This window comes from Escherichia sp. 20412-1, from assembly GCF_003027595.1.
In the GTDB taxonomy this organism is placed as follows: Bacteria; Pseudomonadota; Gammaproteobacteria; order Enterobacterales; family Enterobacteriaceae; genus Escherichia; species Escherichia marmotae.
This window is the reverse complement of record NZ_PYQM01000002.1, coordinates 181187-195453: the sequence shown is the minus strand read 5'-3', so window position 1 is coordinate 195453 and position 14267 is coordinate 181187. Positions and strand designations below refer to the sequence as shown.

10 protein-coding genes are annotated in these 14267 nt (G+C 52.3%); 4 read left to right on the top strand and 6 right to left on the bottom strand.

All coding sequences use genetic code 11. The features are described 5' to 3' along the window. Positions 1–156: 156 nt before the first annotated feature. Positions 157–1914 (top strand): DUF3300 domain-containing protein, encoded by a 1758-nt coding sequence (locus C7B16_RS02600; protein WP_107179320.1) that lies wholly within the window; start codon positions 157–159, stop codon positions 1912–1914. A 241-nt stretch (positions 1915–2155) separates the two neighbouring features. On the opposite strand, the gene lpdA is transcribed toward C7B16_RS02600, so the two are convergent. The 4 genes from lpdA to pdhR form a co-directional block, all read right to left on the bottom strand. Continuing rightward, positions 2156–3580 (bottom strand): dihydrolipoyl dehydrogenase, encoded by a 1425-nt coding sequence (gene lpdA / locus C7B16_RS02595; RefSeq protein ID WP_000102487.1) that lies wholly within the window; start codon positions 3578–3580, stop codon positions 2156–2158. Between the two features lie 207 nt (positions 3581–3787). Continuing rightward, positions 3788–5680 carry a pyruvate dehydrogenase complex dihydrolipoyllysine-residue acetyltransferase gene (gene aceF, locus C7B16_RS02590; RefSeq protein ID WP_038354960.1) on the bottom strand — a complete coding sequence of 631 codons (1893 nt, stop codon included), beginning with the start codon at positions 5678–5680 and terminating at the stop codon, positions 3788–3790. A gap of 14 nt (positions 5681–5694) precedes the next feature. Beyond that, positions 5695–8358: a pyruvate dehydrogenase (acetyl-transferring), homodimeric type gene (gene aceE / locus C7B16_RS02585; RefSeq protein WP_000003835.1), complete on the bottom strand. Its 2664-nt coding sequence runs from the start codon at positions 8356–8358 to the stop codon at positions 5695–5697. A 160-nt stretch (positions 8359–8518) separates the two neighbouring features. Beyond that, complete coding sequence (pdhR, locus tag C7B16_RS02575; RefSeq protein WP_000331776.1) at positions 8519–9283, bottom strand: pyruvate dehydrogenase complex transcriptional repressor PdhR; 765 nt, start codon at positions 9281–9283, stop codon at positions 8519–8521. A gap of 540 nt (positions 9284–9823) precedes the next feature. Here pdhR and aroP point away from each other — a divergent pair. Then, positions 9824–11197, top strand: a complete 1374-nt coding sequence (gene aroP / locus C7B16_RS02570) for an aromatic amino acid transporter AroP (protein ID WP_000969908.1) — start codon at positions 9824–9826, stop codon at positions 11195–11197. Positions 11198–11239: 42 nt separating this feature from the next. Here the strand turns inward: aroP and ampE are convergent, their stop codons facing one another. Further along, the gene (gene ampE / locus C7B16_RS02565) at positions 11240–12094 is read right to left on the bottom strand and encodes a beta-lactamase regulator AmpE (RefSeq protein ID WP_000171988.1); all 855 of its coding nucleotides are present in this window, start codon (positions 12092–12094) and stop codon (positions 11240–11242) included. Beyond that, positions 12091–12642, bottom strand: coding sequence for a 1,6-anhydro-N-acetylmuramyl-L-alanine amidase AmpD (gene ampD / locus C7B16_RS02560; protein ID WP_000923708.1), 552 nt, complete (start codon positions 12640–12642; stop codon positions 12091–12093). Before ampD ends, ampE begins: the two co-directional genes overlap by 4 nt. A gap of 87 nt (positions 12643–12729) precedes the next feature. Between ampD and nadC the strand changes: the two genes are divergently transcribed. Beyond that, the gene (gene nadC, locus C7B16_RS02555) at positions 12730–13623 is read left to right on the top strand and encodes a carboxylating nicotinate-nucleotide diphosphorylase (protein ID WP_001135155.1); all 894 of its coding nucleotides are present in this window, start codon (positions 12730–12732) and stop codon (positions 13621–13623) included. Positions 13624–13826: 203 nt separating this feature from the next. Beyond that, a complete protein-coding gene (gene ppdD / locus C7B16_RS02550) occupies positions 13827–14267 on the top strand; it encodes a prepilin peptidase-dependent pilin (RefSeq protein ID WP_000360899.1) in 441 nt (146 codons plus the stop codon).

Genomic DNA, 14267 nt, shown 5'->3' with positions numbered 1-14267 from the left:
CCTCCGAAAAACCTGTTAATTCGCATTGTGATAATCACCCTTCTCAACAAATCCCAACATTAGTCAAAATTTAAACTACCGCCTCTTTATACTCGTGTCTACAGCACCTGCGGGTGGCAGTTCGTCGACCATTGCGATTTCCTTGAGATCAGGACTATGAAAATTACTTTGCCGTTTAAACCCCATGTGCTGGCGCTAATTTGCAGCGCCGGGCTATGTGCCGCTTCCGGTACGTTGTATGTGAAAAGTCGCACGGTGGAAGCCCCCGTAGTAGCGCAATCAACACAACAGCCTGCGCCTGACGTCGCTGCGGTTACGCTTCCTGCAACAGTTTCCATGCCCCCGGTAACGCCTGCCGTCGTCAAATCTGCCTTCAGTACTGCGCAAATCGATCAATGGCTCGCACCTGTCGCGCTGTACCCCGATGCACTGCTTTCGCAAGTGCTGATGGCATCGATCTATCCGGCAAATGTCGCCCAGGCCGTGCAGTGGTCGCACGATAACCCGCTCAAACAAGGCGATGCGGCTATTCAGGCAGTATCCGGTCAGCCGTGGGATGCCAGCGTCAAATCACTGGTGGCTTTTCCGCAATTGATGGCGTTGATGGGTGAAAACCCGCAGTGGGTACAAAATCTTGGCGATGCGTTTCTGGCGCAGCCGCAGGATGTGATGGACTCGGTACAACGTTTGCGGCAACTGGCGCAACAAACCGGGTCACTGAAGTCATCAACTGAACAGAAAGTTATTACGACCACGAAGCAAGCCGTACCGCTAAAACAGACTGTCACGGCTCCTGTCACACAATACAATACCGTTTCAACATCCAGCCCCGTCGTCGCAGAACCTGCGCCGACCGTAATAACTATTGAGCCAGCCAATCCGGATGTAGTTTATATTCCCAACTACAACCCAACCGTGGTTTACGGGAACTGGGCCAATACCGCGTATCCGCCGGTTTACCTGCCGCCACCAGCCGGAGAACCGTTTGTTGACAGCTTCGTGCGCGGATTCGGCTACAGCATGGGCGTTGCCACCACATACGCGTTATTCAGCAGCATCGACTGGGATGACGACGATCATGACCACCATCACCACGACAACGATGATTATCATCACCACGACGGTGGTCATCGTGACGGCAACGGCTGGCAACACAACGGCGACAACATCAACATCGACGTCAACAATTTCAACCGTATCACCGGTGAGCATCTTACGGATAAGAATATGGCATGGCGGCACAATCCGAATTACCGCGATGGTGTGCCTTATCATGATCAGGATATGACTAAGCGATTTCATCAAACCGATGTCAAAAGCGGTATGAGCGCCACACAACTACCCGCACCGTCGCGCGACAACCAGCGCCAGGCGGCTGCAAGTCAGTTTCAGCAACGAACACATGCTGCACCAGTCACTACGCGCGACACCCAACGTCAGGCTGCGGCACAGCGGTTTAATGAGGCGGAACACGATGGGAGTTATGACGACTTCCGCGAGTTCAGCCGTCACCAGCTACTGACCCGGCAGCAAAAGGACACCGCTCGCCAGCGTTATCAATCGGCCTCTCCTGAGCAGCGCCAGGCAGTCCGCGAGAAAATGCAAACCAGCCCGCAGAATCAGCAGCGAAGAGAGGCGGCACGTCAGCATATTCAGTCCACTACTCCCGAACAGCGCCAGGTATTTAAAGAAAAAGTACAGCAGCGCCCGCAGAACCAACAACAGCGTGATAACGCCCGCCAGCGTATTCAATCGGCATCACCAGAACAGCGGCAGGTCGCACGCGCGAGAATTCAGGAGAGTCACCCGCAGCGTTTAAACGACAATAACCGTCCGGCCAGACTGAATAACGAACAACGGTCAGCGGTACGCGAACGGTTGTCTGAGCGTGGAGCAAGACGACTGGAAAGGTAAATTGCAGGCATAAAAAAAGCGGCGCTGTTAGCCGCTTAAGACTGATGACAAACATCGAATTGCCCGATGCGCAAGCTTATCGGGCCTACACGGAACCTGCAATATATTGAATTTGCATGATTTTGTAGGCCGAATAAGGCGTTTACGCCGCATCCGGCGTAAACAACCAGCACTTTGCCAACAATCTGAAGCGTCAGAATAGCCGCTTCTTAATTTACCGGATGCCCCGGCACAAGAAAAATTACTTCTTCTTCGCTTTCGGGTTCGGCAGGTCGGTAATGCTACCTTCGAACACTTCTGCCGCCAGGCCCACAGACTCGTGCAGAGTCGGGTGCGCGTGGATGGTCAGCGCGATGTCTTCAGCGTCGCAACCCATTTCGATTGCCAGACCGATTTCACCCAACAGCTCGCCGCCGTTAGTACCGACAATCGCACCACCGATCACACGATGAGACTCTTTGTCGAAAATCAGCTTGGTCATACCGTCCGCGCAGTCAGAAGCGATCGCACGACCAGAAGCAGCCCACGGGAAGGTGGCAGTTTCGTAGCTGATGCCTTTCTCTTTCGCTTCTTTCTCGGTCAAACCCACCCATGCAACTTCTGGTTCGGTATAGGCAATAGACGGAATAACTTTCGGATCGAAGTAGTGTTTTTTACCGGCGATAACTTCAGCGGCAACGTGACCTTCGTGAACACCTTTGTGTGCCAGCATCGGCTGACCGACGATATCACCGATAGCAAAGATGTGTGGTACGTTGGTACGCAGTTGTTTGTCAACGCGGATGAAGCCACGGTCGTCCACTTCCACGCCTGCTTTGCCTGCGTCGAGGTTTTTACCGTTCGGCACACGACCAATCGCCACCAGCACGGCGTCGTAACGCTGTGGTTCAGCCGGTGCTTTTTTGCCTTCCATCGTCACGTAGATACCGTCTTCTTTTGCTTCAACGGCAGTGACTTTGGTTTCCAGCATCAGGTTGAATTTCTTGCTGATACGCTTGGTGAAGACTTTAACGATGTCTTTATCTGCTGCCGGGATAACCTGGTCGAACATTTCAACCACGTCAATCTGTGAACCCAGCGCGTGGTATACCGTCCCCATTTCCAGACCGATGATACCGCCACCCATAACCAGCAGGCGTTCTGGCACTTCTTTCAATTCCAGAGCGTCGGTGGAGTCCCAGATACGCGGATCTTCATGCGGAATAAACGGCAGTTGGATCGGGCGAGAACCCGCCGCGATGATCGCATTGTCGAAGTTGATCACAGTCTTACCGTTCTCACCTTCAACTTCCAGGGTGTTCGCCCCGGTGAATTTACCCAGACCGTTGACCACTTTCACTTTACGGCCTTTCGCCATACCAGCCAGACCGCCGGTCAGTTGAGTGATAACTTTCTCTTTCCAGGTACGAATCTTGTCGATATCGGTTTTCGGCTCACCGAAAACGATACCGTGTTCAGCCAGTGCTTTGGCTTCTTCGATAACTTTTGCTACGTGCAGCAGTGCTTTAGAAGGGATACAGCCGACGTTCAGGCAAACACCGCCGAGGGTGTTGTAGCGTTCTACGATTACGGTTTCCAGACCTAAATCAGCGCAGCGGAAGGCAGCGGAGTAACCTGCGGGGCCTGCCCCAAGTACCACGACCTGAGTTTTGATTTCAGTACTCATCATGACCTCTATATATTTATCTCCGGCGGGTCTGACGTTTTTTTTATGACGCCCATTATCCACCGGGTCGTTCTATCCGTCGGTATTTTACAAAATTGTTAACAATTTTTAAACAACAAACGGCAACCGATTTGTCTATTACCTGATAACCTCAATATATTCATAAGATTACCAGAAAAAAGCCGGCCGTTGGGCCGGCTCTTTTATTTACATCACCAGACGGCGAATGTCAGACAGCGTGTTGTTAATGATGGTAATGAAACGCGCACCATCAGCACCGTCGATCACGCGGTGGTCAAAGGAGAGAGAAATCGGCAGCATCAGACGCGGCACGAACTCTTTACCATTCCACACAGGTTCCATCGCGGACTTGGAAACGCCGAGGATAGCCACTTCCGGTGCGTTCACAATCGGCGCGAAGTGGGTAGTACCCAGGCCGCCGATACTGGAGATGGTGAAGCAACCACCCTGCATTTCGCCCGCAGTCAGCTTACCGTCACGCGCTTTCTTGGAAATGGTCATCAGCTCGCGAGACAGCTCGATGATGCCTTTCTTGTTGACGTCTTTGAATACCGGAACAACCAGACCGTTCGGAGTATCCACCGCCACACCGATGTTGATGTATTTCTTCAGGGTCAGACGCTGACCGTCTTCCGACAGAGAACTGTTGAAGCGAGGCATCTGCTCAAGTGCCGCAGCAACGGCTTTCATGATGAAGACAACCGGGGTGATCTTCACATCCAGCTTACGTTTCGCAGCTTCTTCGTTCTGCTGTTTACGGAACGCTTCCAGCTCGGTGATATCGGTTTTGTCGAAGTGGGTAACGTGCGGGATCATCACCCAGTTACGGCTCAGGTTAGCACCAGAGATTTTCTGAATGCGACCCAGTTCCACTTCTTCGATTTCACCAAACTTGCTGAAGTCCACCTTCGGCCACGGCAACATGCCTGGGATACCGCCGCCAGTCGCTGCCGGAGCCGCTTCTGCACGTTTGATGGCTTCTTTCACATAAGCCTGAACGTCTTCGCGCAGGATACGACCTTTACGGCCAGTGCCCTTCACTTTCGCCAGGTTAACGCCGAACTCGCGAGCCAGACGGCGGATCAGCGGAGTCGCGTGAACATAAGCGTCGTTTTCAGCAAATTCAGATTTGCCTTCCGCTTTTGCAGCCGGTGCTGCTGCCGGAGCTTCAGCTTTTGCAGCCGGGGCCGGAGCAGCCGCTTCCTGTTTCGCCGGAGCTGCAGCAGGCGCAGCGCCTTCAACTTCGAAGATCATAATCAGCGAGCCAGTTTTCACTTTGTCGCCAACATTCACTTTCAGTTCTTTCACCACGCCCGCGAACGGAGCCGGAACTTCCATAGAAGCTTTGTCGCCTTCTACGGTGATCAGTGACTGCTCAGCGGTAACTTTGTCGCCCACTTTCACCATCACTTCGGTCACTTCAACTTCGTCACCGCCGATATCCGGAACGTTAACTTCTTTCACGCCAGTCGCTGCCGCAGGTGCCGGAGCCGCTTCCTGTTTTGCCGCCGGAGCCGGAGCTGCCGCGCCGGCTGCACCCGCAACTTCGAAGACCATAATCAGTGAGCCGGTAGACACTTTGTCGCCAACGTTCACTTTGATCTCTTTCACGATGCCCGCAAACGGAGCCGGAACTTCCATAGAAGCCTTGTCGCCTTCTACGGTGATCAGCGACTGTTCAGCTTCAACTTTGTCGCCCACTTTCACCAGGATTTCGGTCACTTCAACTTCGTCGCTGCCGATATCCGGAACGTTAACGTCTTTTGCCGCCGCAGCCGCTGGTGCTGCTGCCGGAGCTGCTTCTTTCTTCTCTTCTGCCTGAGCAGGTGCAGCGTCTGCTGCACCGTCGGCGGAATCGAAAATCATAATCAGTGCGCCGGTCTGGGTTTTATCGCCAACAGAGACTTTGATCTCTTTAACGATACCCGCCTGCGGAGACGGAACTTCCATAGAGGCTTTGTCGCCTTCTACGGTGATCAGCGACTGTTCGGCTTCAACTTTGTCGCCCACTTTGACCAGGATCTCGGTGATTTCAACTTCATCAGCCCCGATGTCCGGTACTTTGATTTCGATAGCCATTATTCTTTTACCTCTTACGCCAGACGCGGGTTAACTTTATCTGCATCGATGTTGAATTTGGCGATTGCGTCAGCAACCACTTTCTTATCGATTTCGCCACGTTTAGCCAGTTCGCCCAGCGCCGCAACCACGACATAAGAAGCATCAACTTCAAAGTGGTGACGCAGGTTCTCACGGCTGTCGGAACGACCGAAGCCATCAGTACCCAGTACGCGGTAGTCGTCAGCCGGTACGTAAGTACGGACCTGCTCAGCGAACAGTTTCATATAGTCGGTAGATGCCACTGCCGGAGCGTCGTTCATCACCTGAGCGATGTACGGAACGCGCGGAGTTTCCAGCGGATGCAGCATGTTCCAGCGTTCACAATCCTGACCATCACGCGCCAGTTCGGTGAAGGAGGTCACGCTATAAACGTCAGAACCTACGCCGTAATCTTTCGCCAGGATCTGTGCTGCTTCACGGACGTGGCGCAGGATAGAACCGGAGCCCAGCAGTTGAACTTTACCTTTGCTACCTTCAATGGTTTCGAGTTTGTAGATACCTTTACGGATACCTTCCTCAGCACCTTCCGGCATTGCCGGCATGTGGTAGTTTTCGTTCAGCGTGGTGATGTAGTAGTAAACGTTCTCTTGTTTTTCACCGTACATACGCTCCAGACCATCATGCATGATGACAGCAACTTCGTAAGCGTAAGCCGGGTCGTAAGAAATACAGTTCGGGATAGTCAGCGACTGAATGTGGCTGTGACCATCTTCGTGCTGCAGACCTTCGCCGTTCAGGGTGGTACGACCGGAAGTACCGCCGATCAGGAAGCCACGCGCCTGCTGGTCGCCAGCCGCCCAGCACAGATCGCCAATACGCTGGAATCCGAACATCGAGTAATAGATGTAGAACGGAATCATCGGCAGATTGTTGGTGCTGTAAGAGGTCGCCGCAGCCAGCCAGGAACAACCTGCGCCCAGCTCGTTGATCCCTTCCTGCAGAATCTGACCTTTCTCGTCTTCTTTATAGTACGCAACCTGCTCGCGATCCTGCGGGGTGTACTGCTGACCGTTCGGGCTGTAGATACCAATCTGACGGAACAGACCTTCCATACCGAAAGTACGCGCTTCGTCAGCGATGATCGGCACAAGTCGGTCTTTGATCGACTTGTTCTTCAGCATCACGTTCAGGGCACGAACGAAAGCGATAGTGGTGGAGATCTCTTTGCTCTGTTCTTCCAGCAGCGCACCGAAGTCTTGCAGGCTCGGCAGCTCCAGCTTCTCGGTAAAGTTCGGCTGGCGGCTTGGCAGATAACCGTGCAGTTTCTGACGCTGAGCGTGCAGATAGGTATGCTCTTCAGAACCTTCCGGGAAGGTGATGTACGGCAGTTTTTCGATATCTGCATCAGACACCGGCACATTGAAACGGTCGCGGATATGGCGCACGCCGTCCATGTTCATTTTCTTAACCTGGTGCGCAATGTTTTTACCTTCAGCCGCATCGCCCATGCCGTAACCTTTAATGGTATGAGCAAGGATTACTGTCGCTTTGCCTTTGGTTTCCTGCGCTTTCTTGAATGCAGCGTAGATTTTCTTCGGATCGTGACCGCCACGGTTCAATGCCCAGATCTGCTCGTCAGTCCAGTCTGCAACCAGCGCTGCGGTTTCCGGATATTTACCGAAGAAGTGTTCACGAACGTACGCACCATCTTTCGATTTGAAGGTCTGGTAGTCGCCGTCAACGGTTTCGTTCATCAGTTGGATCAGTTTACCGCTGGTATCTTTACGCAGCAGCTCATCCCAACGGCTACCCCACATCACTTTGATCACGTTCCAGCCAGCACCTTCGAAGATGCCTTCCAGTTCGTTGATGATCTTGCCGTTACCGGTGACCGGGCCGTCAAGACGCTGCAGGTTACAGTTGATAACGAAGACCAGGTTATCCAGTTTTTCACGGGTAGCGATGGTGATCGCACCTTTGGATTCTGGTTCGTCCATCTCGCCGTCACCAAGGAATGCGTAAACGGTCTGTTTAGAGGTATCTTTCAGGCCACGGTGTTCCAGATATTTCAGGAACTTCGCCTGGTAGATAGCACCGATTGGCCCCAGCCCCATAGATACGGTCGGGAACTGCCAGAATTCCGGCATCAGTTTCGGGTGCGGGTAGGAAGAGAGGCCATTACCGTGGACTTCCTGACGGAAATTATCCAGTTGCTCCTGAGTCAGACGACCTTCCAGGAAAGCTCGTGCGTAAACGCCCGGGGAGATGTGCCCCTGGAAGTAAACCAGGTCGCCGCCATCCTGCTCGTTGCGTGCACGGAAGAAGTGGTTAAAACACACATCATAAATGGTTGCGGAAGACTGGAAAGACGCCATGTGGCCGCCCAGTTCCAGATCTTTTTTGGATGCACGCAGAACCGTCATGATGGCGTTCCAGCGGATAGCTGAACGAATACGGCGTTCCAGTTCCAGATTACCCGGATACTCCGGCTGTTCTTCAACGGGGATGGTGTTGATGTAGTTGCTGACGCCGGTGCCTGCGGCTACGTTGACTCCGCCTTTGCGGGCTTCAGCAAGCAGTTGGTCGATCAGATACTGAGCACGCTCAACACCTTCTTCACGGATGACCGATTCGATCGCCTGGAGCCAGTCGCGAGTTTCGATCGGATCCACGTCATTTGGGAAACGTTCTGACATGGGTTATTCCTTATCTATCTAATAACGTTGAGTTTTCTGGAACCTGTCCCATTGAACTCTCGCTGGAAAGCTCAATAAGACAGGTTCTACGTTTAGTTGCTGCGCTTTTATATGCGCTTGATTTACAACATCTTCTGGCTAATTTTCACCAGAAAAATCACTAATTCTTTCGTTGCTCCAGACGGCGCAGAGAACGTTCACGGCGGCTCTCCTCACGGCTTCTGTCGAGCAAGATTTCTTCGATAAAGGCCAGATGGCGATGCGATGCTTCGCGCGCTTCTTCTGGCTTACCGGCCATAATTGCTTCGAATATGCGAGTGCGGTGACTACTCACCAGCGGCAGCATCTCTCGACGCGAATAGAGCAATTCGAAGTTTTGACGGACATTCTGGGCCAACATCGGCTCCATACACCTTAGCAGATGAAGCAAAACCACATTGTGGGCCGCTTCGGTGACGGCAATCTGATACTGGAGTACGGCGTTTGATTCCGCGTCCAGATCGCCAGACTGCTGCGCCAGCTCTATGGCGTGGTGGAGTTCACGAATGCGTTCCTTGTCTTCATCGGTACTACGCAATGCGGCGTAATAGGCGGCTATGCCTTCCAGGGCGTGTCGTGTTTCGAGCAAGTCGTATTGTGATTCAGGATGGTCGGAGAGCAGCTCCACCAGCGGATCGCTGAAGCTTTGCCAGAGGCTGCTCTGGACAAAAGTGCCGCCACCCTGGCGACGAAGCAACAAGCCCTTCGCTTCGAGACGTTGAATCGCCTCACGCAAGGAGGGACGGGAGACGTCGAACTGTTTCGCCAGTTCGCGTTCCGGTGGGAGTTTTTCACCAGGGCGAAGGGTGCCCTCGAGGATCAAAAACTCCAGTTGCTGCTCAATCACATCGGAGAGTTTTGGTTGGCGGATTTTGCTGTAGGCCATGAGTTCCTGTCTTAAGCCACTTGCCGAAGTCAATTGGTCTTACCAATTTCATGTCTGTGACGCTAAAGTAACAAAGTATTCACCTTATGTCTATACAGGTTTTGATTGAAATCATGAAACTGTGCACATTTTAACAACTTGACATATATAGCGTTTCAAAGTTGTAACTATGCACAAATGTAGGCTTTACGTGAGCAAGGTTTTTTTTAACGATTATTAAACTATAAAAATCCGAATTGAACCGATTCACTTACCAATTTTTCGATTTTTAATTCAATAAAAATGAATTTATATTCTTTGTTATGGGTGGGATTGTTTGAGACTGGTCTTTACAAATGGTTTCTTTTTAGACAACCCATCTTCAACCATGCATAAAGCGGGTGCATTCGCTGCCGCATACCATTATTCTTGATCTGACGGAAGTCTTTTTGTAACAATTCAAACTTCCAAGTTGTAAACAAATTAATACAACAAACGGAATTGCAAACTTACACACGCATCACTGCGTAGATCAAAAAAACAATCACCGCACGAGGTTTCATGATGGAAGGTCAACAGCACGGCGAGCAGCTAAAGCGCGGCCTTAAAAACCGCCATATTCAGCTTATCGCGCTGGGTGGCGCGATAGGGACCGGGCTATTCCTGGGAAGCGCCTCCGTAATACAGTCCGCAGGGCCAGGGATCATTCTGGGTTACGCCATTGCTGGTTTTATCGCCTTTCTGATCATGCGTCAGCTAGGTGAAATGGTGGTCGAAGAACCGGTAGCAGGCTCCTTCAGCCACTTTGCTTATAAATACTGGGGGAGCTTTGCTGGCTTCGCCTCAGGCTGGAACTACTGGGTATTGTACGTATTAGTTGCCATGGCGGAGCTTACTGCCGTCGGCAAATACATTCAGTTCTGGTATCCGGATATCCCAACCTGGGCTTCTGCCGCCGTGTTCTTTGTGGTGATCAACGCCATCAACCTGACCAACGTTAAAGTGTTTGGCGAGATGGAGTTCTGGTTTGCCATTATCAAAGTTATCGCGGTGGTGGCGATGATCATCTTCGGCGGCTGGCTGCTGTTCAGTGGCAACGGCGGTCCGCAAGCGACCGTCCGTAACCTCTGGGAACAGGGCGGATTCCTGCCGCACGGCTTCACCGGGCTGGTGATGATGATGGCGATTATCATGTTCTCGTTTGGTGGTCTGGAGCTAGTGGGGATCACCGCCGCAGAAGCCGATAACCCGGAGCAAAGCATCCCGAAAGCAACCAATCAGGTTATCTACCGCATCCTGATTTTCTACATTGGTTCGTTAGCCGTCCTGCTCTCACTGATGCCGTGGACGCGCGTTACCGCTGATACCAGTCCATTCGTGTTGATCTTCCATGAACTGGGCGACACCTTTGTGGCTAACGCCCTGAATATCGTGGTGTTGACGGCGGCACTTTCCGTGTACAACAGTTGCGTCTACTGCAACAGCCGTATGCTGTTTGGTCTGGCACAACAGGGAAATGCACCGAAAATGCTCGCTTCCGTCGATAAACGCGGCGTACCGGTCAACACCATTCTGGTATCTGCGCTGGTTACGGCATTGTGCGTACTGATTAACTACCTTGCCCCAGAGTCCGCATTCGGACTGTTAATGGCGCTGGTGGTTTCCGCTCTGGTAATCAACTGGGCGATGATAAGTCTTGCGCACATGAAATTCCGTCGTGCCAAACAAGCACAAGGTGTGGCTACCCGCTTCCCTGCCCTGCTCTATCCGCTGGGTAACTGGATCTGCCTGCTGTTTATGGCGGCGGTACTGGTAATTATGCTGATGACGCCGGGGATGGCGATTTCGGTTTACCTGATCCCGGTATGGCTGGTGGTGTTAGGTATCGGCTATCTGTTTAAAGAGAAAACCGCAAAAGCAGTAAAAGCGCATTAATCTCTCTACGCCCTCACCCTGTCTGGGTGAGGGCAACAATCTTTACACCAATGTCCCGTAAATCGTCAGTAGCGCAATCACTACCACGACCACAAACGAGGTTTTCTTCGCCATTGAAACTGCTGCTTTCGGTGTCTCCACCTTATCGACATGCGGTTCACGCGCCAGAGAGAACTGCGCCAGACGCGTTAACACCTGATATTGCGAAGTATGGAAATCGGCCAGCGAAGCAAACCAGGCAGGTAACGCTTTCTCACCGTGGCCGATCAAGGCATAAACCACACCCGCAAGGCGAACCGGCACCCAATCCGCGACATGAAGCACTGCATCAATCCCCGACTGTAAACGATGATGCGGCGTCTGGTAACGCGCCAGCCAGTATTGCCATGCGCGCAAAAACGCATACCCCATCAGCGTAACTGGCCCCCAACTTCCCCCCACAATCAACCAGAACAGCGGTGCCAGGTAAAAACGAAAGTTAATCCACAGCAGTGCATTTTGCAGTTCCCGCAAGTATTCACGTTCATCGCAGCCTGCAGGGACGCCGTGAATCATAGTGAGTTCGCCAGCCATTGTGGAACGGGCATGGCTATCATTACGTGAAGCGGCTGCCAGATAAGCATGATAATGAAGACGAACTTTACCTGCGCCAATACACAGCAAACCAATCAGCAGCCACACCAGCAGCGTCGGAACGTTGAACAATAGCCCATGCAACGCGCGCAACAGCAAAAAAGTCACCCCCATCGCAATAATGGTCATACCTAACGTGCGCCCGAGTGAAAAATGTTTCACCCGCCGAAAGAACGCTTCAAGGCGGTGATCAAGCTGCCAGTGCTCGCCCAACTTAAACAGGCGCTCAAAAATTAACACCAGTAAGGTTGTGAATAGCGTCATGTTGTCTCCTTGCTGACCAGCGCGCGAAACCGTGCCCAATCAAATGCAGGACCAGGATCGGTTTTACGATCCGGCGCAATATCGCAATGCCCCGTCATGTTATTAGCAATAGCTGGATAGCGATCAATCAACGCCCGAGTGACCGCCGCCAGTTGCTGATACTGCGCATCGGTGTAAGCCAGCGTATCGGTGCCTTCCAGCTCAATCCCAATAGAAAAATCATTACAGCGTTCACGACCTTGATACTGAGAGACACCCGCGTGCCAGGCGCGTTTATCGAAAGGAACATACTGGACAATTTCACCATCACGGCGAATCAAACAGTGAGCGGAAACGCGCAAATGAGCTATCTCAGCAAAGAAGGGATGCGCCTGCGGATCAATAGTTCCGGTGAATAATGCGTCGATCCACGGGCCGCCAAACTCACCTGGCGGCAGGCTAATATTGTGCACCACCAGCAGGGTGGGAACTTCGTCATCCGGGCGACAATCGTAATGAGGCGAGGGAACGCGGCGCGCGCCGGTCAGCCACCCCTGTTCTAACAACATGCAGGATCTCCTTATATGTGGTGCTAATATCCGGTTCAGAGTAGCATGTTTCTACCTTATGATTCGTTAGCTATCTGGAGTTTTAACATGCCGCCTCGCCGCTATAACCCTGACACCCGACGTGACGAGCTGCTGGAACGCATTAATCTCGATATACCCGGCGCGGTGGCACAGGCGCTGCGGGAAGATTTAGGCGGAACAGTCGATGCCAACAATGATATTACGGCAAAACTTTTACCGGAAAATTCTCGCTCTCATGCAACAGTGATCACCCGCGAGAATGGCGTATTTTGCGGCAAACGCTGGGTTGAAGAGGTGTTTATTCAACTGGCTGGTGACGATGTCACCATTATCTGGCATGTGGATGACGGTGATGTCATCAACGCCAATCAACTCCTTTTCGAACTTGAAGGCCCCTCCCGCGTGCTGCTAACGGGTGAACGCACGGCGCTCAATTTTGTACAAACCCTTTCTGGGGTTGCCAGTAAGGTTCGCCACTATGTCAAACTGCTGGAAGGCACCAACACGCAGTTGCTGGATACTCGCAAAACCTTGCCCGGTCTGCGTTCGGCTCTGAAATATGCGGTACTTTGCGGCGGCGGAGCGAATCACCGCCTGGGACTTTCTGACGCCTTCCTGATTAAAGAAAACCATATTATTGCCTCTGGCTCAGTACGTCAGGCGGTCGAAAAAGCGTCCTGGCTGCACCCGGATGCGCCAGTAGAAGTCGAAGTCGAGGATCTGGAAGAACTTGATGAAGCCCTGAAAGCAGGTGCCGATATCATCATGCTGGATAACTTCGAAACAGAACAAATGCGCGAAGCTGTCAAACGTACCAATGGTAAGGCGCTGCTGGAAGTTTCGGGTAACGTCACCGACAAAACTCTGCGCGAATTTGCCGAAACAGGCGTGGACTTTATCTCTGTCGGCGCACTGACCAAACACGTACAGGCACTCGACCTTTCAATGCGTTTTCGCTAATTGCTGACAGATTCATCCGCTCCGTAGCGAGCGGATGAATCTTACCTTCTCCAACTTTCTTCGTAACGCCTCGCAAATATCTTGTCTTTCACTGCAACATAATAAAAAACCTCGGAACCCGCCTTCCCGTTTCGTTTTTTGCCCCTCGCCTGTGCCGATGGCGTTTGCCAAAGTAGCGCCAACGAAATCAAGGAGCGAAACAGATGGACAAACAACGCGGCTTTACACTCATCGAACTAATGGTAGTTATTGGCATTATTGCCATTTTAAGCGCCATTGGTATTCCCGCTTATCAGAACTACCTGCGCAAAGCAGCGCTCACCGACATGCTGCAAACCTTTGTGCCTTACCGCACCGCCGTAGAATTATGCGCACTGGAGCATGGCGGATTAGATACCTGCGACGGCGGCAGTAACGGCATCCCCTCGCCCACCACCACTCGCTATGTCTCTGCTATGAGTGTGGCAAAAGGCGTGGTGTCGCTGACAGGACAAGAGAGCCTCAATGGGTTAAGCGTCATCATGACACCAGGTTGGGATAACGCCAACGGCGTCACCGGCTGGACGCGCAACTGCAATATTCAAAGTGACAGCGCGTTGCAGCAAGCCTGCGAAGATGTCTTCCGCTTTGATGACGCCAACTAA

Excerpts from the sequence above, each read along its gene's own strand:
- lpdA (WP_000102487.1), bottom strand. The coding sequence starts at position 3,580 with ATGAGTACTGAAATCAAAACTCAGGTCGTGGTACTTGGGGCAGGCCCC.
- nadC (WP_001135155.1), top strand. The coding sequence starts at position 12,730 with ATGCCGCCTCGCCGCTATAACCCTGACACCCGACGTGACGAGCTGCTG.
- pdhR (WP_000331776.1), bottom strand. The coding sequence starts at position 9,283 with ATGGCCTACAGCAAAATCCGCCAACCAAAACTCTCCGATGTGATTGAG.
- ampE (WP_000171988.1), bottom strand. The coding sequence starts at position 12,094 with ATGACGCTATTCACAACCTTACTGGTGTTAATTTTTGAGCGCCTGTTT.
- aceF (WP_038354960.1), bottom strand. The coding sequence starts at position 5,680 with ATGGCTATCGAAATCAAAGTACCGGACATCGGGGCTGATGAAGTTGAA.
- ampD (WP_000923708.1), bottom strand. The coding sequence starts at position 12,642 with ATGTTGTTAGAACAGGGGTGGCTGACCGGCGCGCGCCGCGTTCCCTCG.
- aroP (WP_000969908.1), top strand. The coding sequence starts at position 9,824 with ATGATGGAAGGTCAACAGCACGGCGAGCAGCTAAAGCGCGGCCTTAAA.
- ppdD (WP_000360899.1), top strand. The coding sequence starts at position 13,827 with ATGGACAAACAACGCGGCTTTACACTCATCGAACTAATGGTAGTTATT.
- aceE (WP_000003835.1), bottom strand. The coding sequence starts at position 8,358 with ATGTCAGAACGTTTCCCAAATGACGTGGATCCGATCGAAACTCGCGAC.
- C7B16_RS02600 (WP_107179320.1), top strand. The coding sequence starts at position 157 with ATGAAAATTACTTTGCCGTTTAAACCCCATGTGCTGGCGCTAATTTGC.